The 20,145-nt window shown below is 68.2% G+C and carries 19 protein-coding genes and 1 pseudogene; 14 read left to right on the top strand and 6 right to left on the bottom strand.

The window, feature by feature from the left end; genetic code table 11:
* Positions 1 to 120: 120 nt before the first annotated feature.
* Both ACP2AH_RS14010 and mdoH read left to right on the top strand, forming a co-directional pair.
* The gene (locus ACP2AH_RS14010) at positions 121 to 1,650 is read left to right on the top strand and encodes a glucan biosynthesis protein (protein ID WP_425106363.1); all 1,530 of its coding nucleotides are present in this window, start codon (positions 121 to 123) and stop codon (positions 1,648 to 1,650) included.
* Between the two features lie 56 nt (positions 1,651 to 1,706).
* A complete protein-coding gene (mdoH, locus tag ACP2AH_RS14005) occupies positions 1,707 to 3,812 on the top strand; it encodes a glucans biosynthesis glucosyltransferase MdoH (protein ID WP_425106362.1) in 2,106 nt (701 codons plus the stop codon).
* On the opposite strand, the gene ACP2AH_RS14000 is transcribed toward mdoH, so the two are convergent.
* Genes ACP2AH_RS14000 through ACP2AH_RS13990 form a run of 3 tightly spaced genes read right to left on the bottom strand, consistent with a single transcriptional unit; the run spans position 3,809 to position 5,134 of the window.
* Positions 3,809 to 3,946: a hypothetical protein gene (locus ACP2AH_RS14000; RefSeq protein WP_307019365.1), complete on the bottom strand. Its 138-nt coding sequence runs from the start codon at positions 3,944 to 3,946 to the stop codon at positions 3,809 to 3,811. The genes mdoH and ACP2AH_RS14000 overlap by 4 nt on opposite strands.
* 57 nt (positions 3,947 to 4,003) lie before the next feature.
* The gene (locus tag ACP2AH_RS13995; RefSeq protein WP_425106361.1) at positions 4,004 to 4,252 is read right to left on the bottom strand and encodes a hypothetical protein; all 249 of its coding nucleotides are present in this window, start codon (positions 4,250 to 4,252) and stop codon (positions 4,004 to 4,006) included.
* A gap of 24 nt (positions 4,253 to 4,276) precedes the next feature.
* On the bottom strand, positions 4,277 to 5,134 hold the full coding sequence (locus tag ACP2AH_RS13990) for a glucose 1-dehydrogenase (RefSeq protein WP_425106360.1): 858 nt from the start codon (positions 5,132 to 5,134) through the stop codon (positions 4,277 to 4,279).
* Positions 5,135 to 5,279: 145 nt separating this feature from the next.
* Between ACP2AH_RS13990 and ACP2AH_RS13985 the strand changes: the two are divergent.
* The 5 genes and pseudogenes from ACP2AH_RS13985 (at position 5,280) to ACP2AH_RS13965 (ending at position 11,008) form a co-directional block, all read left to right on the top strand.
* Positions 5,280 to 6,277 (top strand): annotated as a pseudogene (locus ACP2AH_RS13985) (DUF72 domain-containing protein).
* A gap of 96 nt (positions 6,278 to 6,373) precedes the next feature.
* Entirely contained in the window at positions 6,374 to 6,934 is a 561-nt protein-coding gene (locus tag ACP2AH_RS13980) for a type 1 glutamine amidotransferase domain-containing protein (RefSeq protein WP_425106359.1), read from the top strand.
* Positions 6,935 to 7,062: 128 nt separating this feature from the next.
* Positions 7,063 to 7,947, top strand: coding sequence for a Ku protein (locus ACP2AH_RS13975; RefSeq protein WP_425106358.1), 885 nt, complete (start codon positions 7,063 to 7,065; stop codon positions 7,945 to 7,947).
* A 5-nt stretch (positions 7,948 to 7,952) separates the two neighbouring features.
* Positions 7,953 to 10,478, top strand: coding sequence for a DNA ligase D (ligD, locus tag ACP2AH_RS13970; protein ID WP_425106357.1), 2,526 nt, complete (start codon positions 7,953 to 7,955; stop codon positions 10,476 to 10,478).
* Positions 10,478 to 11,008, top strand: a complete 531-nt coding sequence (locus ACP2AH_RS13965) for an MgtC/SapB family protein (RefSeq protein ID WP_425106356.1) — start codon at positions 10,478 to 10,480, stop codon at positions 11,006 to 11,008. Before ligD ends, ACP2AH_RS13965 begins: the two co-directional genes overlap by 1 nt.
* Before the next feature lie 5 nt (positions 11,009 to 11,013).
* Here the strand turns inward: ACP2AH_RS13965 and ACP2AH_RS13960 are convergent, their stop codons facing one another.
* A complete protein-coding gene (locus ACP2AH_RS13960; RefSeq protein WP_425106355.1) occupies positions 11,014 to 11,829 on the bottom strand; it encodes a Ku protein in 816 nt (271 codons plus the stop codon).
* A 133-nt stretch (positions 11,830 to 11,962) separates the two neighbouring features.
* On the opposite strand from ACP2AH_RS13960, the gene ACP2AH_RS13955 reads away from it, so the two are divergent.
* From ACP2AH_RS13955 to ACP2AH_RS13930, 6 genes are all read left to right on the top strand, one after another.
* The gene (locus ACP2AH_RS13955; protein ID WP_425106354.1) at positions 11,963 to 12,280 is read left to right on the top strand and encodes a hypothetical protein; all 318 of its coding nucleotides are present in this window, start codon (positions 11,963 to 11,965) and stop codon (positions 12,278 to 12,280) included.
* 172 nt (positions 12,281 to 12,452) lie between these two features.
* Positions 12,453 to 14,582 carry a VTT domain-containing protein gene (locus ACP2AH_RS13950; RefSeq protein ID WP_425106353.1) on the top strand — a complete coding sequence of 710 codons (2,130 nt, stop codon included), beginning with the start codon at positions 12,453 to 12,455 and terminating at the stop codon, positions 14,580 to 14,582.
* A complete protein-coding gene (locus ACP2AH_RS13945) occupies positions 14,579 to 15,364 on the top strand; it encodes an endonuclease/exonuclease/phosphatase family protein (RefSeq protein WP_425106352.1) in 786 nt (261 codons plus the stop codon). Before ACP2AH_RS13950 ends, ACP2AH_RS13945 begins: the two co-directional genes overlap by 4 nt.
* Positions 15,361 to 15,798, top strand: a complete 438-nt coding sequence (locus ACP2AH_RS13940) for a DUF2934 domain-containing protein (protein WP_425106351.1) — start codon at positions 15,361 to 15,363, stop codon at positions 15,796 to 15,798. The genes ACP2AH_RS13945 and ACP2AH_RS13940 overlap by 4 nt, the downstream gene beginning before the upstream one ends.
* A 165-nt stretch (positions 15,799 to 15,963) precedes the next feature.
* Positions 15,964 to 16,170: a hypothetical protein gene (locus ACP2AH_RS13935; RefSeq protein WP_425106350.1), complete on the top strand. Its 207-nt coding sequence runs from the start codon at positions 15,964 to 15,966 to the stop codon at positions 16,168 to 16,170.
* Between the two features lie 69 nt (positions 16,171 to 16,239).
* A complete protein-coding gene (locus ACP2AH_RS13930; RefSeq protein ID WP_425106349.1) occupies positions 16,240 to 17,601 on the top strand; it encodes an APC family permease in 1,362 nt (453 codons plus the stop codon).
* A gap of 11 nt (positions 17,602 to 17,612) precedes the next feature.
* Here ACP2AH_RS13930 and ACP2AH_RS13925 read toward each other — a convergent pair whose 3' ends face one another.
* On the bottom strand, positions 17,613 to 18,413 hold the full coding sequence (locus ACP2AH_RS13925; RefSeq protein WP_425106348.1) for an alpha/beta fold hydrolase: 801 nt from the start codon (positions 18,411 to 18,413) through the stop codon (positions 17,613 to 17,615).
* 204 nt (positions 18,414 to 18,617) lie between these two features.
* On the opposite strand from ACP2AH_RS13925, the gene ACP2AH_RS13920 reads away from it, so the two are divergent.
* Complete coding sequence (locus ACP2AH_RS13920; protein ID WP_425106347.1) at positions 18,618 to 19,544, top strand: glutaminase; 927 nt, start codon at positions 18,618 to 18,620, stop codon at positions 19,542 to 19,544.
* Positions 19,545 to 19,662: 118 nt separating this feature from the next.
* Here the strand turns inward: ACP2AH_RS13920 and ACP2AH_RS13915 are convergent, their stop codons facing one another.
* Entirely contained in the window at positions 19,663 to 19,848 is a 186-nt protein-coding gene (locus ACP2AH_RS13915; RefSeq protein WP_307019383.1) for a DUF2735 domain-containing protein, read from the bottom strand.
* Positions 19,849 to 20,145: the final 297 nt, after the last annotated feature.

Genomic DNA, 20,145 nt, shown 5'->3' with positions numbered 1-20,145 from the left:
GCCTTCGCCGCCACCCGTCCGCGTAAATCTGCCGCACCGCACAAATCCGGGAACCCTTGGCGCCGTCGGCACTTGTCTCGGCGGGAAGGGCGTGCCGCCCTGGAACGCGCGAGGTCAGGCATGCATCGACGAAACCTGTTGCTGGGACTGGGGCTCCTGGCGATGGCGCCGGTGCCGTTCACCCGCCTTGGCATCAGCGAGGCGTTGTCGGATGAGGAGGATCAGGTCGCTCCGTTCGACGCGCAGACCGTCCGCCAACTGGCGCGCGAGATGGCGGCCAAGCCTTACCAGCCCGCCGACGGGCGCATGCCGCGAGCGCTCGATAATCTCGGCTATGATGACTACCGCAACATCCGCTTCAATGCTGAGCGGACGCTGTGGCGCACGGAGGGGACGGGATTTCAGGCCCAGCTCTTTCACCGGGGCTTCCTGTTCCGCGACCGTGTGGATGTGTACCAGGTGGCCGAGGGGAAGGCGCATCGCATCCCCTACGACCCGGGCATGTTCCGCTTCGAGCATGGCGTGCCGCAGCCGCCGGACCGGACGGATCTCGGCTTTTCCGGCTTCCGCCTGCATGGGCCGATCAACCGCCCGGATTATTTCGACGAGATCGCCGCCTTTCAAGGCGCGAGCTATTTCCGTGCCGTCGGCAAGGGGCAGGGCTACGGCTCCTCGGCGCGCGGGCTGGCGGTGAAGACCGGCGATGCCGGCGGCGAGGAATTTCCCGCGTTCCGCGCCTTCTGGCTGGAAAGGCCCCGCCCCGGCGTCGACTCGCTGGTGGTTCATGCCCTGCTCGACAGCCCAAGCGCGACCGCCGCGCACCGCTTCACCATCCGCCCCGGCGACGAAACGCTGATGTCCGTGGAGATGACGGTCTATCCGCGCGTCGACATCGATCAGGTCGGCATTGGCGCGCTCACCAGCATGTTCATGTTCGGCCCCAATGACCGGGCCGGCGTCGACGATTTCCGCCCCATGGTGTGCGACGCCAACGGCCTCTCCATTGTCACCGGCAGCGGCGAGCGGCTCTGGCGGCCGCTCTCCAATCCGCAGCGGCTGCAGATTTCCTCCTTCGCCGTATCCGATCTCCGGGGCTTCGGCCTTATGCAGCGCCAGCGCTCCTTCTTCGACTATCAGGACCTTGAAGCGCGCTATGAGCGCCGGCCGAGCGTCTGGGTCGAACCGATCGGCGACTGGGGCGACGGCTCGGTGATACTGATCGAAATTCCCACACCTGAAGAGGTGCACGACAACATCGTCGCCTTCTGGCGCCCGCGCGAGCCGCTGCGCAAGGGGCGGGAATACAGCACCACCTACCGCCTGCACTGGGGCTGGTCCGGCCCGGACCGTTCGGATGTCGGCCGGTTTGTTGCCACCCGCGTCGGCGGCAATGGCGACCGGCGGCTGTTTGTGCTCGACGTGGTCGGCGACAAGGTGAAGGACCTGCCGAAGGAGAATCTCGCCGCGCGTGTCACCGCCGGCAGCGGCGAGATCCGCGATGTGGTGTTGCAGCCCAATCCCGAGACCGGCGGCTGGCGCATCTCCTTCGTGCTGGAACCGCGCGGAGCCACATTGGCCGAACTGCGCGCTGATCTGCTGCGCGGCGAGGAACGTTTGGCCGAAACCTGGGTCTATCGGTGGACGGCGTGAGCCGGCCCGCCCCGCGCGCGATGACGTGTGCTGCCGGCGTTGATACAGCGCGGGCATTGCCCACCGAAACGCCGCTGGCCATGCCCGTGCAGCCGCTCGGCCGGGTGCCGCGCTCCCCGGCGCCCGGGCCGCGCACGCTGGGGCTGTTTCTCCGCCGCGCCTTTGTCATCGGCGGCACAGCGGCACTGACCGTGCTGGCGGCGCATGAGATGTATCTTGTGCTGGATGTCGGCGGCGTCACCCTGCTCGAGTATCTCGTGCTCTGCCTGTTCGTGCTGCTGTTCGCCTGGATCGGCTTTGCCTTCACCAATGCGGTGCTTGGCCTCGCCAGCCTCCTGCGTCGCGCGGACGGGTATCTTGGCATCGCCGCGGAGGGGCCGTTGCCAGCGCTGAGCGTGCGCCATGCGCTGCTGCTGCCGATCTATAATGAGGACCCCGGCCGCGTGTTGGCCGGGCTGGAAGCGACCTGTGAGTCGCTCGACACCACAGGCGCCGGAGCGCAATTCGATGTGTTCATCCTCAGCGACACCACCGATCCCGATGTCTGGGTCGCCGAGGAAGCGGGCTTTCTGGCGCTACGTACACGGTGGGGCCGCGCCGGCGGCCTGTTCTATCGCCGCCGCCCGCGCAACACCGGGCGCAAGGCGGGGAATATCGCGGAATGGGTGACCCGCTTCGGCGGCGCCTATGAGAGCTTCCTTATTCTCGACGCCGACAGCGTGATGACCGGCGCGTGCATTGTGCGCCTCGCCGCCGCGATAGAGACCAATCCGCGCGCGGGGCTGATCCAGACCCTGCCGGTCATCGTCGGCGGACGAACCCTGTTCGCCCGGCTGCAGCAATTCGCCGGGAGGCTGTACGGCCCGCTCATCGCCCATGGTCTCGCCAGCTGGAGCGGGCCGGAGAGCAATTACTGGGGCCATAACGCCATGATCCGCACCCGCGCCTTCGCCGAGGGTGCGGGGCTGCCGGAACTGTGGGGTCCCAAGCCTTTCGGCGGCCATATCCTCAGCCATGATTTCATCGAGGCGGCGCTGATGCGCCGGCGGGGCTGGGGCATGCACATGGTTCCCTGGCTGGAGGGCTCCTATGAAGAGGGACCGCCGACGCTGACCGATCTCGCGGTGCGCGACCGGCGCTGGTGCCAGGGCAATCTCCAGCACATAGCCGTTCTGCCGGCGCGGGGGCTGCATCCGGTGAGCCGGCTGCATCTTCTCACCGGCATCGGCTCCTATCTCACCGCGCCGCTTTGGCTAGTGATGCTCCTGGCGGGGCTGGCGACGGCCCTGCAGGCGCGCTTCGTCACGCCCGACTATTTCCCTTCCGGCTTTTCGCTGTTTCCGGCGTGGCCGGCGCAGGATCCGGTGCGGGCCGTTCAGGTGTTCATCGGTACCATGGCGGTGCTGCTGCTGCCGAAACTGTTCGCCTATGGCGCTCTCATCGTTTCCCGCACCGAGCGGCGCGGCTTCGGCGGCGGGGCGCTCACTTTGGCCAGCCTCCTGATGGAGACGCTGATCTCCGGCCTGCTCGCTCCCGTGACGATGTTCACCCAGTCCATGGCGGTGATGGGCATATTGGCCGGGCGCGATGGCGGCTGGCAGCCGCAGCGCCGCGACGATGACCGCATCGACACCGGCTCGGTGGTGCGGTTCTTCCTGCCTCACACCTTGGCGGGATGGCTGCTGGGCGCCGCCGCGCTCAGCATTTCGCTGCCGCTGTTTCTCTGGATGACCCCCGTCGTGGTCGGCCTCGCCCTCGCCATTCCGCTGGTACTGTGGACCGGCGGCGCGCGGGCCTCCCTGGCGGCCTTGTTCCGCACGCCCGAGGAGCGCGCGCCGCCGGCGGTGCTGCGGCGCGCGCAAGAATTGCGGCGAGCCGGCACGCTCGCCGCTCCCACGGAAGCCGTTGCCCGTCTCGCGGCCGCGCCGCAGCTTCTCGCCTTCCACCGCGCCCAGTTGACCGATGGCGAGAGGCGGCGCGGCGACTATGCGCCGGAACGGCTCATCGCCGTGGCAAAGATCGCGGATGCAGAGAGTCTCGAAGTCGCGCTGGCTGTGCTCACGCCGCGCGAGAAAGCCGCCGCGCTCGCCGATTTCCAGGCACTCGACGCCTTGCTCGCACGTTCGCGCGGCCCGGCCGGGCGCGAGATGGCCTCCTCCTAAAGCGGGCTCTTGCGGTCGACCTTCTCCTCGGGAAGCTCGATATCCTTCGCCTGCCGGCGCCGCTTGGACTGGTTCATTGCGTAGGCGAGGGCGCCGAGCAGCAGCAACACGCCGATTCCGAACATGATCTCCATTGCCAGACCTTTCCGTTGAGGTGAGGCGCGCCCGCACCCCGCCGTCGCGCCGCTCTGTCAGCCCTCAGCCGGCGCCGGCCGGCCCGTGTCCTCGACGCCGAGCATGCTGTCCCCCGCGCCCGGCACCGTGATGGTGACGTCGTAGCCGTCGCGAATGGCGTTCGAGGCGGCTACGACCGCCGCTTCGAAGGCGGCTTCCTTGCTGGCATAGGCCATTCCCGCCTCGCCGTCGGTCTCGACCCGCCACGCGCCTTCGCTGCCGCGCAAGACATAGGTGGCGGAGCCGGTGGAACCCTGCGTTTGCATCGCGCTGTTCTCCGTGAATGTGGGTCAGATCATCGGCGCGCCGCCGGTCACCGCGATGGTGGCGCCGGAGACGTAGCTGGACAGCGGATCGGCCAGCATCACATAGGCGGTGGCGAGTTCCGCCGGCTGGCCCGGGCGCTTCATCGGCACCTGCTTGCCAAACGCCGCCACCTTCTCCGCCGGCATGGTGGCGGGGATGAGCGGGGTCCAGATCGGACCCGGTGCCACCGCATTGGCGCGGATGCCCTTCTCCGCCAGCAACTGCGCGAGGCCGGCGGTGAAGTTCTGGATCGCCCCCTTGGTGGTGGCATAGGCGAGCAGGCTGGGGTTCGGCTTGTCGGAATTGATCGAGGCGGTGTTGATGATGGCGCTGCCGGGCTTCATATGCGGCACCGCCGCCTTGGTAAGATAGAACATCGCGTGGATGTTGACCTTGAAGGTCAGGTCCCATTCCTCATCGGGAATGTCAGCGATGTCGTCGAAGGTCGCCTGATGGGCGGCGTTGTTCACGAGGATGTCGATACGGCCGAACGCCTCAACCGCCTTGTCCACCAACGCGCGGCAATGCTGGGCATGCTGGATGTCGCCGGGCACCAGCACCGCCTGCCGGCCCGCCTCACGCACCAGCGCGGCGGTGGCCTCCGCGTCCTCGTGCTCATCGAGATAGGAGATCAGCACGTCGGCACCTTCGCGGGCATAGGCGAGGGCGACGGCGCGACCGATGCCGCTGTCGGCGCCGGTGATGAGCGCCTTCATCCCCTCCAGCCGGCCCGAGCCCTTATAGCTCTCCTCGCCATGGTCGGGGCGCGGCGACATCGCCTCGGTCCGGCTAGGCATAGGCTGCTGCTGTTCCTTGAACGGCGGGCGCGGGTGATCGAGCATGGATGGCTCCTGTCGCTGTTATCGGTGATGAGTGGTTTGAGGGCCAACGAAGGCGGCGCGGGTTGGTTCCGGGCCGAAGGGGGGAACCGGGGGCGTGGCCAGGGGCTTGGCAGGGGACGAAACAAACCTTTGCGAGCGTAGGCCCATGTCCGAGACACGCGCCCCCGGAGAGCCCAGCACCGGCCAGTCCCGCCGTCGCGCGGCGATCCGCATCGGCGTCTCCGGCTGGACCTATGCCCCCTGGCGCGGCCATTTCTACCCGAAGGGGCTGACCCAGGCGCGCGAGCTTTCCTATGCTGCCCGCCAGTTCCCGGCGCTGGAGATCAACGGCACCTTCTATGGCCTCCAGCGCCCGGAGGTTTTCAAGCGCTGGGCACAGGCGACGCCGGCTATGGCCTCCAGCGCCCGGAGGTTTTCAAGCGCTGGGCACAGGCGACGCCGGACGATTTCGTCTTCGCGGTGAAGGGCTCGCGCTTCATCACCCATACCAAGCGCCTACGTGATGTGCGCCTGCCGCTGGCGAACTTCCTCGCCTCGGGCCTGCTCAATCTCGGCGCGAAGATGGGACCGCTGCTCTGGCAATTGCCACCGACGCTACGCTTCGATCCCGCCCTGATCGCCGATTTCCTCTCCCTTCTGCCGAAGGACATGCAGGCGGCGGCCGCGCTGGCCCGCACCCATGACGCGCGAGTCGACGGCCGCGCCACCGTCGATATCGACACCAACCGGCCGCTGCGCCATGCGATGGAAATCCGCCATGGGAGCTTCCGTACGCCGGCCTTTGTCGAGCTGCTGCGCGAACATGGCGTCGCTCTCGTCTGCGCCGATACGGTGAAGTGGCCGCGGCTGATGGATCTCACCGCAGACTTCGCCTATTGCCGCCTGCACGGATCGACCGAGCTCTATCGCTCGCGTTATTCCGACGACCATCTCTCCCTGTGGGCGCGCCGCATCGCCGCCTGGGCCGAGGGCAGGGCGGCGCCGGACGGCGATTTCGCCGGCGCACCGGCCAAGGATCACCGCCGCCGCGAGGTGTTCGTGTTCTTCGACAACACCGACAAGAGGCACGCCCCCGAGGATGCAGGCCGCCTCATGGAAATGCTGGGCCTGCGCTGGCAGGCGGGTGAGGAGGCCGCGGGCTGAGCGGCCTCTGCGGCCGCCTTGGTGGGAACCTCGGCGGGAGGCGGACGTTCGCTCCCTGAAGGGCCTGGGGGCGACGATACTGCAAGGAGACATCCCATGGCGAAGATCGCCGAAGCACGCATCCTCATCATTTCCGCCAACGGTTTCGAACAGTCGGAACTGATGGTGCCGCGCGACGAACTGCGCGCCGCTGGTGCCCGCGTCGAAGTGGCGAGCCCGGACGGCAAGGCCATTCGCGGCTGGAAGGGCGAGGATTGGGGCGAGAGCGTCGAGGCCGAAACCGCCCTCAGTGCGGTGAAGCCGCAGGACTATGACGCGCTCGTCATTCCCGGCGGCCAGATCAACCCGGATCTGCTGCGCGTCAACAAGGAGGCGATGTCCATCGTTCGCGCCTTCCTCGACAGCGGCAAGGTGGTGGCCGCCATCTGCCACGGGCCGTGGCTGCTGGTGGAGGCGGACGCGGTGCGCGGGCGCACCGTGACCTCCTACGCCTCGATCCGCACCGATGTAAAGAATGCCGGCGGCAACTGGGTCGACCGTGAGGTGGCGGTGGACAAGGGCATCATCACCAGCCGTTCACCGGCCGATCTGACGGCGTTCGTGGCCAAGATCATTGAGGAGATCGGCGAGGGCCGGCACGAACGCAAGGTGGCGTGACCTTGCCCGAATGAGGGTCGACAGGCGGGCGCTGCGGCGCCCGCTTTGCTGTGTACGGGCCAAGGAACGCGCAGGCGCACGCGGCGTTAGTCGCCAGGTACCCGTACCCTATGGGCAGAGAGGCAGGCATGGCCGCGCGCGCGACATGGAAAGGTTATCTGCGGCTCGGCGAGCTGGTCTGCGGCGTCGGGCTGTACACAGCGGTCAGCGCCAGCGACCGGGTGAGCCTGCACATGGTGAACCGCAAAACCGGCAACCGCCTTTCCCGCCGCTTCGTCGATGCCGACACCGGCGACGTCGTCGAGCGTGACGAACAGGTGAAGGGCTACGAGGTCGATTCCGGCGATTTCGTCGTGCTGGAGCCGGACGAGATCGCCGAGGTGACGCCAAAGGGCAACAAGGCGCTGACCATTGAGAGCTTCCTGCCCTGCCACGAGGTCGACGACCTCTATTTTGACCGTCCCTATTATCTCCGCCCCGTTGACGACGCCTCCGAGGCGAGCTTTGCCGTGATACGCGAGGGGCTGCGCAAGAAGAAGGTGGCGGCGGTGGCCAGCGCCGTGCTGTTCCGCCGCCCGCGCAGCCTGCTGATCCGCGCCTATGACGAGGGCATCATCGCCACCACGCTGCATTATGATTACGAGGTGCGCGCGGCGGACGAGGCCTTCGAGGACATCGCCGAGATCAAGATGGAGCCTGAAATGCTCGATCTCGCCCGCCACATCATCGAGACCAAGTCCGGCCGCTTTCAGCCCGAGACCTTCGACGACCGTTATGACGACGCGCTGGCCGAACTGGTCAAGGCCAAGATGGAGGGCCGCAAGATCGCCCCGCCGAAGAGGCCGGCCGCCAAGGTGGTGAGCCTGCTCGACGCGCTGCGCGAGAGCGCCGGGCTTTCGGGTGACAAGGCGCCGGGGCGGAAGAGCCGCGGGGGTAAGCAGGCCGCCAAGACTGCCGGGACGAAGCCGGCCGCGCGCAAGACCACCCGCGCGCCCACCCGCAAGGCCGGGTGAGCGCCATGGCGCTGGAGGTCTACCGCCGCAAGCGCGACTTCACCCGCACGCAGGAGCCTGAGGGCAGCGAAAGCGCCATCGCCGGCCACGCCTATCTCGTCCAGAAACATGCCGCCCGGCGCCTGCATTACGACCTTCGGCTGGAAATGGACGGCGTGCTCAAGAGCTGGGCCGTGACCAAGGGGCCGAGCCTGGTGCCGGGCGAGAAACGCCTCGCCGTGCATGTCGAAGACCACCCGCTCGACTATGGCAGCTTCGAGGGCACCATTCCGAAGGGTGAATATGGCGGCGGCACCGTCATGCTGTGGGATGCCGGCAGCTGGGAGCCGATCGGCGATCCCGCGCGCGGCTACAAGAAGGGTCATCTCGAATTCGCACTGCACGGCGAGAAGCTCACCGGCCGCTGGCATCTGGTGCGGATGGGCCAGCGCCGGGGCGAGAAGGCGGATAATTGGCTGCTCATCAAGGCCGAAGACGCGGCCGCCCGGCCGGAAGGCGCCCCGGATATCCTTGAAGAACGACCGGAGTCGGTGAAGACCGGCCGCAGCTTGGACGCCATTGCCAAAGGCGAGACCGTCGCCGCCGCAGCTCCCGCGCCGACCAAGGTCAGGGCGGCGCGAAGCCGCACGCCTCCCGCGAAAACGGCGACCAGTTTGGAACCTCTGCCCGCCTTCATCGAGCCGCAGCTGGCGACACTGGTGGCCAAGGCGCCGGTGGGCAAGAGCTGGATTCACGAGATCAAGTTCGACGGCTACCGGCTGCAGGCGCGGCTCGACAAGAGCGCCAAAGGCAAGGGCCGGGTGAAGCTGCTCACGCGCTCCGGTCTCGACTGGACCCCGCGTTTCGGCCCCGCTCTGGTGGCGGCGCTGGAGGCGCTGCCCGCGCAGGACGCGCTGATCGACGGCGAACTGGTGGTCGAGAACAGCGCTGGCGTGTCGAACTTCAGCCTGCTGCAGAAGGACCTCGCGGAAGGGGCTTCGGACCGTTTCATCTATTACGCCTTCGATCTGCTGCATCTGGACGGACATGACCTCTCCGGCGAGCCGCTCCGGCGCCGCAAGGAGATGTTGGAACAATTGCTGGCCGGGGCCGGGGATGGCCTGCGCTACAGCGAGCATCTGGCAGAGGACGGCGATGCTATGCTGCGCCATGCTTGCCGGCTCAGCCTGGAGGGGCTGGTGTCGAAACGGGCGGACGCACCCTATCGGCCCGGCCGTGGCAAGGAGTGGGTGAAGTCGAAATGCGCCTTCCGCCAGGAATTCGTCATTGGCGGCTTCACACCGTCGACCGCGCAGAAAAACGCCATCGGCTCGCTGGTGCTCGGCGTCTACGAGGCGGGCAAACTTACGTCCGTCGGCCGGGTCGGCACCGGCTTCTCGCGGGAACTGGCGCGCGATCTCCATGCCCGGCTGGCGAAGATCACCCGCGACCGCAGCCCCTTTGGCCAGACACTGACGGCGGAGGAACGGCGCAGCGTCACCTTCGTGGCACCCGAACTCGTCGCCGAAGTGGAGTTTCGCGGCTGGACCGGCGACCAGCATCTGCGCCACGCCGCTTTTCGCGGCTTGCGCGAGGACAAGCCGGCGCGCGAGATCGTCCGCGAGACACCCGTGGAGGGCGAGGCCATGGCAGCGAAAAGCGACGCGCCGCGTTCGCGGGTGAAGCTGACCCATCCCGATCGCATTTACTGGCCGACTGAGGGCATCACCAAGCAAGGCCTCGCCGATTACTATGCCGAGATCTGGCGCTTCATCGCCCCCTTCGTCGTCGCCCGGCCGCTGGCGCTGCTGCGCTGTCCCGATGGCATCGAGGGACAGGCCTTCTTTCAGAAGCATTCCTGGCGCGGCATGAACAAGGCGATCAAGGTCACGAAGGACAAGGACGGCGAAGAGCTTCTGCATATTGACGACCTTGACGGGCTGATCGCCCTCGTTCAGTCCGGCGCGCTCGAAGTCCACCCTTGGGGCGCGCCGCTCATCGACATCGAGCGACCGGACCAGCTCATTTTCGATCTGGACCCCGGCGAGGCCGTGGGTTGGGACGGCGTGGTCGCCGGCGCACGCGAAATCCGCGCCCGGCTGGAGGCGCAGGGGCTGCCGGCCTTCGTCAAGACCTCCGGCGGCAAGGGCCTGCATGTGGTGGTGCCGCTGGAACCGAAGGCCAGCTGGGAAACCGCCAAGCCCTTCGCCAAGGCGCTGGCCGACTCCCTGGCCTCCGACAACCCCGACCGCTACATCGCGGTCGCCACCAAGGCCCGCCGCAAGGGGCGCATCTTCATCGACTATCTGCGCAACGGGCGCGGCGCGACGGCGGTGGCGGCCTATTGCCCGCGCGCGCGGCCTGGCGCCGGCGTTTCCATGCCGGTAGGGTGGGACGAACTCGACACGCTCACCGGCGGCGCGCATTTCACCCTCACCGAGGCGCCGGCCCGGCTCGCCAATCTCGACGCCGACCCCTGGGCAGATTTCAGCGCCGCTGCCGTACCTCTTCCCACGGCCCGCACCGGCAAGGGTCGGGGGAGGAAAGCCTGATGGAAAGGCTGCCGCAAGCGCTCTGGCTGACGCCGGAGGAGATCGAGAACCTGCTGCGGCTGATGGCAGCCGCCGCCTGCGGCATGATCGTCGGTATCAACCGCGACCTCCGCGGCAAGCCGACCGGGATGCGCACGCTCGGACTGGTGGGACTGGGGGCGGCGCTCATTTCGCTGTCCGCCCTACAGGTGGAAGGCATCGAAGGCCATCCCGACGCCACCAGCCGCGTCGTTCAGGGCATCGTTCAGGGCGTAATGACCGGCATCGGCTTTCTCGGCGCGGGCGTCGTGCTGCGCGACAGTCGCCGGCTGGAAGTGCACGGCCTCACCACCGCTGCCGCCGTGTGGGTGACGGCTGCGCTCGGCGTCGCCTGCGCCATCGCCTCCTGGCACCTGGTGTTTCTGGCGCTGGCGACCACGATCGGGCTTCTCGTCACCATGCTGCCGCTGGAGCGGCTGGTGGAATCGCGCAGCCCGTCGCCTCCGCGCCGCGCACGCCCGCTCGAGGAAGACGACGAGCCGCCGCGCTGACAGGCTCAGCGCCCGCGCTTGCTGCTGGAGCCCCGCTCGGCGGCAAGGCTCTTCTTCAGTGCATCCATGATGTTGACGACATTGGTCGGGGTGTCGTTCTCCTCCGAGGGCGCGGCGCGGCGGCGGGAGGGGCGCCTTTTCTTCTTCGACGCGATCAACTGCTTGAGATTGTCCTGCAGCGGATCATGTACCAGCGCGGCGTCCCAGCCTTGCGTGCGCTTGTCGATCAGCTTGCCCACCAACGTGACGAGATCGCCGTCGGCCTTTTCATCAATGTCGTCAAAATAGCCCTCCGGTCGGCGCAGCTCGTCGGAATAATGCAGCGTCCACAGCACGATGCCGCGCCCCCGGGGCTCCAGCATCACCGGCCGTTCGCGCCGGTGCAGCACCACGCGCGACAGGCCGACCTTGCCGGTGGCGACCATCGCCTCGCGGATGACGGCGAAAGCCTCCTCGCCGACGGGATCGTCCGGCATGAGGAAATGCGGCGTGTCGTACCAGATCCACTCCACCGTATCGGCGGGCACGAAGGTCGCGATGTCGATGGTGCGGTTGCTCTCCAGCGCCACCGAGTCGAGATCCTCATCGTCGAGAATGACATAGCGGCCCGGCTCGCGCTCATAGCCGCGTGCCTGGTCGTCGGCTTCAACCGTCTTGCCGGTCTCGGCATCGACATAGACGCCTTCCACCCGGTTGCCGGTCGCTCGGTTGAGGGTGTGGAAGCGGATGCGCTCGGCCGCGCTGGTGGCCGGGGCGAGCACCACGGGGCAGGTGACCAGCGAGAGCTTAAGATAGCCTTTCCACAGGCCGCGCGGCGCCACTGAACCCCCCCCGATTCGTGATCTCTCCGCCAACAATCGCCGGGCCGCTCCGATGTTCCGGCGGCCGAACCGATCCCGTCGCGACGCGTTGATCGTCAGACGCCGACCATTGTCCGGCGGCGAGGAGACGATCATGGCCGAAACCGAACGTCTGCGCGGCGATATCGACGCGGGCCGGACCCACGACAAGGTGCCTTTCTCCGATCCGGCGGCGGCGCCCCTCGGCACCGATGACGAGGCGGCCGGAGCGCCTGCCGGGCCTGAGCGCCGGGCCATGGCTGCGCGGCCGGTGGGTCCTTCCAGTGCCGGCGGCGGCACGGATGAACGCGGCCGTCCCATCGACGACAAGGGCACGACCGTGCCCGGCGTGTCCTTCGTCACCGCAGTCGTCGGTCTGCTGTTGGTGGTGGCGCTCGGTGCCGGCGTCGTCGCCGCCGTGATGATGGGCTGAGCCTTTTTCGCCGGCCAATCCCTCCCCGGCCTACCTCCGGCGGGGAACCGCAAGGGCTCTTCCCCGGTTAGCGCAGGTCGTTAGCCCCCGAGAATGCGAGCCGATGCCCGTCAGCCAGAAACTGCGACAAGACGTGCGCCGGGACCAAAGTCCCGAAGCGATTGAAAGTGCCATGGCCTCCCAGCCGGTGCCGGAGGGGCCGAACCCGCCGAGGCGGCAGGAGGCCGGCGCGGTGCTGGAGGTCGGGCGTAATGTCTGGCGCGTGGAGCAGGCCGCGCGCGCTCGGGTGCTGGTGGACGGCGCCGCTTACTTCGGGGCGCTTCGGGCGGCGATGCTCGAAGCGCGCGAAACCATCCACATTGCCGGCTGGGACCTCGACAGCCGGATGAAGCTGGTGGGCGAGAGCGGCACCGCCGAGGACGGGCTGCCGGAGACGCTGTCGGCGTTCCTCTCCGCCCTCGTCACGCGCAATCCGCGCTTGCGCATCCGGCTTCTCCTCTGGGATTATTCGGTGATGTTCGCGCTGGAGCGTGAACTGGCCCCCATCCTCTCCTTTCTCTGGGCCACGCCCAAACAAATCGAGCTGTGCCTCGACGACGAACTTCCGATCGGCGCCTCGCACCATCAGAAGATCGTGGTGATCGACGACTCGCTCGCCTTCTCCGGTGGGCTGGATATCACCGGCCATCGCTGGGACACGCCCGCCCATACGCCCGGCGACACGTTGCGGCGTGACCCGCAGGGCGCGCTTTACGAGCCGTTTCACGACGTGCAGATGGCGGTAGACGGCGAGGCAGCCGCCGCGCTTGGCGCGCTGTTCCGCGAGCGCTGGCAGCGCGCCGCCTCCGAGCGGCTCAACCCGGCGCGGGCGCGTGGCCATCGCTGGCCGGAGGGGCTATCGGTCGATTTCACCGATGTCGCCATCGGCATCGCCCGCACCCTGCCGGCCTATGACGGCGCGCCGGGCGCGCGCGAGGTGGAGACCCTGCTGTTCGATATGATCGATAGCGCCGAGCGCACGATCTATGTCGAGAACCAGTTCATCACCTGCGAGCGCTTCACCGAGCGGCTGGTGGCGCGGATGAAGGCGCGCCCCCAGCTGGAGGCGCTGATGGTGACGCCGAACATCTACCGCTCCTGGATCGAGCAGCAGGTGATGGGCGTGCCGCGTGAGCGGCTGCGGACGCGGCTGGAACAGGAAGGGCTGGCGGAACGCGCGCGGCTGGTGTTCCCGCAGGTGACCGCCGGAGACGCCACGGTCGAGGTCTTCATCCATGCAAAGGTGCTCATCGTCGACGACCGCCTGCTGCGCATCGGCTCGGCCAATGTCTGCAACCGTTCCATGGGCTTCGACAGCGAATGCGACCTGGTGATCGAGGCCCGTGACGCCCGCGAGCGGCAAGGGGTGGCGGCGATCCGCACCCGGCTGCTCGGTGAGCATATCGGCCACGCGCCGGAACAGGTTGAGGAAGTCCTCGCCCGGGAGGGGCTCATCGCCGCCTCGCACCAGAGCGCGTCGGGAAGGCGCCTTGTGGACCTGCCGCCCGTCGCCGCCGATCTCGCTCTGCCGCAGATCAGCGCGCTCGCCGACCCGCCGGAGCCGCTCTATGACGAGCGCGCGTCCGAAGGCGGCGCGCGGCGCAAATGGCCCATCGCCGCCGCCTTGGCCGGCCTCGCGGTGCTGGCGGCGCTGGTGATCGCCTGGGCCAATTCCCCCTTCTCGGAGCCCGACCGCATCATCTCTGCCCTCGACAATATGGCCGACCGGCCATGGGGCGCCGCCATGGTGGTCGGCATCTATGTGCTGGGTGGGCTGGTGGTTTTTCCCGTCTCGGTGCTGATCGTTGCCACCGTCGCCGTCTATGGCGGCTGGACCGGGGCGCTGCTCGCCGGCCTCGGGGCGCTGGCGAGCGCGCTGGTGACCTTCCTCATCGGTCGCCAACTCGGCGCCGGCGTCGTCCGCCGCTTTATCGGGCCCCGCATCAACCGCATCCGCCGCGGCCTTGCCAAGCAGGGCATCCTGACCGTGGCGACGATGCGGATGGTGCCGGCGGCGCCGTTTACCTTCATCAATCTCGTCGCCGGCGCGGCCGGGTTGCGGCTGGTGGATTTCGTGCTCGGCACGGCGCTGGGCCTGCTGCCCGGCCTGGTGGTGCTGAGCGCGCTGGGCCACCAGATCGTCGAGGTGATCTCCAACCCGACGCTCGGGCGGGTGGCGCTGCTGATCGGCTTTGTCGGGCTGTGGATCGCCTGTTCGCTCGGGTTGCAATTCCTCGTCGCCCGGCTGCGGAGGCCGGCGTGAACGCGGCGCCGCCCGCGCGCCTGCGGCTGATGACGTGGAACATCCATGGCGGCATCGGGCCCGACCGGCGCTTCGATCTCGACCGCATCGCAGCGCTGATCGCCCGCCACCAGCCGGATATTCTCGCCTTGCAGGAAGTCGATACGCGCGGGCACGGAATCGCCTGCCTCGCGCCATTGGAAGGGCTCGGCATCGGCCATCTCGCGGAAGCACGCACCATCGCCGTGCCGGACGGCCATTATGGCCATGTGCTCTATTCGCGTTGGCCGACGCACGACACCGTGTTGCATGACCTCTCCGTCCGTCGCCGCGAGCCGCGCATGGCGATCGAGACCCGTGTGGACACCCCGCAGGGGAGGCTCCGGGTGGTGGCGGTGCATCTCGGCCTCGCCCTCGGTGAGCGCTGGCGCCAGGCAGCGCGGCTCGCCCGGCTGGCCCGCGACGGCTGCGGCGCGCCCACGGTTATGATGGGCGATTTCAACGATTGGTTCGCCTTCCGGCCGGTGCGGCGTACGCTGGCGCGGGTCCTGCCTGAGAGCACGAACCTCCGTAGCTTTCCCGCCTGCTGGCCGCTGCTGCGGCTCGACCGGCTGTATTGCAGCCGGCCGGGCATGCTGGTGCGCAGCTTCACCGACCCGGAGGCGCGCCACGCCTCCGACCATTTGCCTGTTATCGCCGACATCCAGTTAAGCCCGCGTCTCGCCCCGCCACCCGCGTTCTCTCGCCCGGAACAGGCGTCGCGGCGGGGCGTTGAACTCGTGGAACAGGGAGAACGTCCATGAGCCTCAGCGACGACGACATCAGGGCCCGCGCCCACCGGCTCTGGGAAGCCGATGGGCGCCCAGACGGGCAATCCGACCATTACTGGTTCCTCGCCCGCGATATGCTGGTGGCCGAGGGTCGAGCTATGGGCGAGGGCGCGTCCGGCGCCTTCCGCCCGGTGGATGCGGCCGAGGCGCCGCCCGAGCCGGTAGGCGCGGCGGATGGCCGGCCGGCGCCGTCCGATGATGGCGGTATCGAAAGCGCGGAGCGGTCCCCGGTGCCGCTTCAGCCTGCCGCCGCCGAGCCAGGCACCGACCACAACGCGCCGGTCAGCGAGATCGACACCATTCGCCGCACGCTGGAAGTGCCGCAGAGCCGGCGCGGGGCCGCTGCCCCGGCCGACGACCGAGCGGGGGCGATGAGCGGCCTTGCCGGCAGCCGCAAGCGGCGCTGAGGGGCGCTATGCGGAATTGGCTCGTTCAATTTCTCGTCGATGTCGGGCTGGTACGCCCGCGCGACGAGGTGGAAGGCGCCTCCCGTGCGGAGGCGGGCGGGACCGCCCGGCCAGATATGCCTTCGTCCCCGCAGACACTAACAAACCCTCGGACAGGAGACTTCCATGATCATTGCTGACCAGCACAATAAAGGCCCGGCGAAGCCGGGTGACCGCCGGGTCGAGAAAAAGGAGCGCGCCCCCGACGAGGCCGGCCACGCCCGCAGCGCCAATCCGCAACAGGACGACAAGGCGGGCGAGCGCGAGCGCAAGCCCGAGGGCCGCGACGCCCATTACGCGCCTCCGGCGGCGCCGGACGAAGGCAAGCGATAAGACCAAATTTAGCCGTTGCCAGCCTTTTGCCCGTGCCGGATAAACCGGCGCGGGTAAAGGGATGCACCAATGGCGAAGACGGGCGGCGGGCTGCGGCGTGAACTCGGTCCCGTTGAGGCGGTGGGGCTGTCGCTCTCCGTCATAGCCCCGACCATGGGGATGGCGCTCAACGTCACTCTGGCCGTCGGTGCGGCCGGCGTCGCCGCGCCGCTCGGTTTCGCCGTTGGCACGCTGGTGGTCGGCCTTGTCGGCCTGTCCTTCGTGTTCTTCGCTAGCCGGGTGACCAGCGCCGGCTCGGGCTATGCCTATATCGGCCAGACCTTCGGCCCGCGCGCCGGCTTCATCGCCGGCTGGTGCATGGTGCTGCTTTACATCGCCGGCGGTTCGGGTAGCGCGGCGCTGGTGGGCAACTTTCTCAGCGCGGCACTGGACGATCACGGCGTGCATCTCGGCAATTGGTGGCTGCCGGTGGCGGTGGCTTCGCTGGTCGGGGGCACCTTGCTCGCCTGGCGCGATGTGCGCCTTGCCACGCGGGTGATGCTGACGCTGGAACTGTCCTCCATCGCGGTCATCATCTATCTCGGCCTGCGCATTCTGTCCGCCGTGCAGGCCGAAGGCGGGTTAAGCCTCGCACCGTTTCATCCCGACCCGACAGTCGGCTGGTGGGGCATCGGCTATGCCGTGGTGTTCGCCGTGCTGTCCTTCGCCGGCTTCGAGGCGGCGGCGACGCTGGCCGAGGAGGCAGGGCAACCGCGCCGCACTATTCCCATCGCTCTGGTCGGCTCGGTTGTGGCGGCGGGCCTGTTCTTCGTCTTCGCCTCCTATATCCAGGTCATCGGCTTCGGGCTCGACAACATGAAGGCGCTGGCCGCCAGCGAGGCGCCGCTGAACACGCTGGCGCTGAAATATGGCAACGTCCATATCGCCACCGCTCTCGACCTCGCCGCCTGCGTCTCGGCCGTGTCTTGCGTGCTCGGCACGCTGTCGGCCGGCGCCCGCATGCTGTTCGTGCTGGGACGGGGTGGGTTGTCGCCGACGCTTGCAAAGGTGCATCCCGTCTATGGCACGCCCTCGGTCGCGGTCGGCGTCGTCGCCTTCGCCATGCTGGTGGGGCTTCTCGCCTGGGCGCCGTTCATCGGCCCGGCAAGCTATTACGATAGCGTCGGTACCATCGGCGTGCTGGCGCTGATCGTCGCCTATCTCGGCGTGACGGCGGCGGCGGCGGTGCATGCGGTGCGCGCCGGTAGCCGTCTCTGGCTGGTGCTCGGCGCGCTCGGCACGCTGGCCATGCTCTGGCCGCTGTATAATTCGGTCTATCCGGTGCCGTCCTTCCCGGACAATCTCTGGCCGTACATCGTCGCGCTGTGGATCGCCCTTGGCGGGTCGCTGATCCTGCTCAAGCCGGCGATCGGGCGGCAGGACCCGGGCTGACGCCCGACCCGTCAGTTCGTCGCCTTGCCCAGTTCCGCTGCTGCGTGCTCGATCACAGCCGCGACCTCACGCGGATGCGATTCATAGACGGAATGGCTTGCGCCGGGGATGGTGGTGATCGGCGCCCCTGCGCGCTCGTAATAGAACCGCTCCAGCGCGGGACTGATGATCTGATCGGCGCCGGCGACGATGCCCCAGCTCGGCTTGGTCTGCCAGGCGGCAGCGGTCAGCGGGGTGCTGAACACGCTGGCAGCGGCCAGCACCTGTCCGCGCGCCTCGAATTCCGCCCGCGCCAGCGGCAGGTCGGGCGCGAACAGCTTGGGGAACAGCGCGGGGTCGAGATAGGTGAAGCCGTCCGGCGTCTTGGCGATGGCACCGGCGGTCATCGCCAGCACACTGGGCATGGACTTGCCGAGGGCGGCCTCGTCCTCGCCGATATCGGGCGCATGAGCGGCGACATAGACGAGGCCCGCGACCTTCGGGTGCACGCCCGCCTCGGTGATGATCGAGCCGCCATAGGAATGGCCGACCAGCAGCGTCGGCCCGTCCTGCAGATCGAGCACGCGCCGGGTGGCGGCGACATCGTCGGCGAAGGAGGTTTCCGGCTCTTGTACCATGCTGACGTGGAAGCCATCAGCGACGAGGTGGTCGTACACCGCCTTCCAGCCCGAGCCGTCGACCCAGGCACCACGCACGAGCACGATGTTGCGGACGAGCGGTTTCGCCGTTTCGGCCGCGGCGGGACCGAGGGCGAAAGCGAGGCTGAGAGCACTGGTAAGCGCCAGCGCGGCGCGATGGGAACGGCGGGGCATGGGCTTCACTCTCTAAATGGGTGGGGGCGCCGCGGGCGCCGAGGACGGTTCATGCTTCACCCTGACCCGGATCGCCGCACCGAGCTTTCCATAACGCCGCCTCGCGGGCGTCCGGGCGGCACCCTGCTTGCACGGGCTGGCCTTTCCCCGCCTCGTCGCGCTAAAGGCGGGGGCCGATGCGACCAGCCAAGGTGACCGAAGCCCGTGCCCGATCTCGACAGCGTCGTCCGTGACATCGCCAATGAAATGCGCGCCCGCCCCGACCGGGGCGAGGTGGCGAGCTACATTCCCGAACTGGCGCGCGCCGACCCGCAGGCCTTCGGCATCGCGGTGGTCGATCACGAGGGGCGGGTGGTGACGGGGGGCGACGCTGAGGTGCCGTTCTCCATCCAGAGCGTGTCCAAGGTCTTCACCCTCACGCTGGCGCTGGGCAAGGTGGGCGACCGGCTGTGGCGGCGCGTGGGGCGCGAGCCCTCAGGTAGCGCCTTCAATTCCATCGTCCAGTTGGAGGCCGAACACGGCATTCCCCGCAACCCGTTCATCAATGCCGGCGCCATCGCCGTCACCGATGTCATTCTCTCCGGCCACCAGCCGCGCGAGGCGTTGGGCGAAATCTTGCGCTTTCTCCAGTTTCTCGCCGAGGACCCGGCAATCGGGATCGACGAGGCGGTGGCGGCCTCCGAGCAGCGCACCGGTTTCCGCAACCGCGCGCTGGCCAACTACATGAAATCCTTCGGCGTGCTGGAGAACCCGGTCGACTTCACGCTGGGCGTCTATTTCCACCACTGCGCCATCACCATGAGCTGTCGGCAGCTGGCCATGGCGGGCCGCTTCCTCGCCCACAATGGGCGCAACCCGTCCACCGGCTTCAGCGTGGTGTCGCCGGAGCGCGCGCGGCGTATCAACGCCATCATGCTGACCTGCGGCCATTATGATGGCTCGGGCGAGTTCGCCTATCGCGTCGGCCTGCCGGGCAAGAGCGGGGTGGGGGGCGGTATTCTGGCGGTAGCGCCGGGCAAGGCCTCGATCGCCGTGTGGTCGCCGGGGCTGGACGCCAGCGGCAATTCGCATCTCGGCCGCATCGCGCTGGAGCGGCTGACGCAGCGCATGGGCTGGTCGATCTTCGGCTAGACGTGGGTCCGGACATGACAAGAGGGCCGGACGGTCAGTCGCGGCCCTCTTGGTAGGCACCTGGGTGATCAAACGCACGGGGCATGGTCAACGTCCGAAGCCAAAACACGGACGAGGCTCAGTTGCTGCGCCCGCCGTCTTCCTTGATCGCCTCTTCATGGTACCAGCTCCCGATGACGACACGGGGGGATACCTTCAGGGCTTCGGAAGACAGGGTGTCCGGACGACGGCCAGCGAGGCCGGCACGCCCGCCGACGGGGAAGGGCACGATCTGGGCGCTCTCGCGCTGAGTATGGGCATTCATGGCACGTTTCTCCTTTCCGGCTGCGCGTTCATGCGCCAGCCTTTCATTTACATATAACAGCTTTTGCTCGGCGTTTGCGCAAGATGCACATTTTACAATCACAATGAGCTTAGAATATGTGCATCGCCGCACGCACCTGCAAGCCCTGTCGCTGTAACGGCGCGGACCCCTGAAAGGTTGCAGCCGCGGTTGCACTGCGGCATCCCGGCGCCGCCCGATCCGCCGCCGCAAGTGCCGCAGGATCAACGCGAATCGCGCCGCTTCACGTCTTCAGCCGGCTTCGTTCCGCCCTCATCG

It is taken from the genome of Ancylobacter sp., assembly GCF_965249975.1.
GTDB lineage: Bacteria > Pseudomonadota > Alphaproteobacteria > Rhizobiales > Xanthobacteraceae > Ancylobacter.
This window is presented reverse-complemented; position numbering and strand designations above follow the sequence as displayed.

Coding starts and splice junctions, on each gene's coding strand:
- ACP2AH_RS14010 (WP_425106363.1), top strand. CDS start 121: ATGCATCGACGAAACCTGTTGCTGGGACTGGGGCTCCTGGCGATGGCG.
- ACP2AH_RS14000 (WP_307019365.1), bottom strand. CDS start 3,946: ATGGAGATCATGTTCGGAATCGGCGTGTTGCTGCTGCTCGGCGCCCTC.
- ACP2AH_RS13995 (WP_425106361.1), bottom strand. CDS start 4,252: ATGCAAACGCAGGGTTCCACCGGCTCCGCCACCTATGTCTTGCGCGGC.
- ACP2AH_RS13990 (WP_425106360.1), bottom strand. CDS start 5,134: ATGCTCGATCACCCGCGCCCGCCGTTCAAGGAACAGCAGCAGCCTATG.
- ACP2AH_RS13980 (WP_425106359.1), top strand. CDS start 6,374: ATGGCGAAGATCGCCGAAGCACGCATCCTCATCATTTCCGCCAACGGT.
- ACP2AH_RS13975 (WP_425106358.1), top strand. CDS start 7,063: ATGGCCGCGCGCGCGACATGGAAAGGTTATCTGCGGCTCGGCGAGCTG.
- ligD (WP_425106357.1), top strand. CDS start 7,953: ATGGCGCTGGAGGTCTACCGCCGCAAGCGCGACTTCACCCGCACGCAG.
- ACP2AH_RS13965 (WP_425106356.1), top strand. CDS start 10,478: ATGGAAAGGCTGCCGCAAGCGCTCTGGCTGACGCCGGAGGAGATCGAG.
- ACP2AH_RS13955 (WP_425106354.1), top strand. CDS start 11,963: ATGGCCGAAACCGAACGTCTGCGCGGCGATATCGACGCGGGCCGGACC.
- ACP2AH_RS13950 (WP_425106353.1), top strand. CDS start 12,453: ATGGCCTCCCAGCCGGTGCCGGAGGGGCCGAACCCGCCGAGGCGGCAG.
- ACP2AH_RS13940 (WP_425106351.1), top strand. CDS start 15,361: ATGAGCCTCAGCGACGACGACATCAGGGCCCGCGCCCACCGGCTCTGG.
- ACP2AH_RS13935 (WP_425106350.1), top strand. CDS start 15,964: ATGATCATTGCTGACCAGCACAATAAAGGCCCGGCGAAGCCGGGTGAC.
- ACP2AH_RS13930 (WP_425106349.1), top strand. CDS start 16,240: ATGGCGAAGACGGGCGGCGGGCTGCGGCGTGAACTCGGTCCCGTTGAG.
- ACP2AH_RS13925 (WP_425106348.1), bottom strand. CDS start 18,413: ATGCCCCGCCGTTCCCATCGCGCCGCGCTGGCGCTTACCAGTGCTCTC.
- ACP2AH_RS13915 (WP_307019383.1), bottom strand. CDS start 19,848: ATGAATGCCCATACTCAGCGCGAGAGCGCCCAGATCGTGCCCTTCCCC.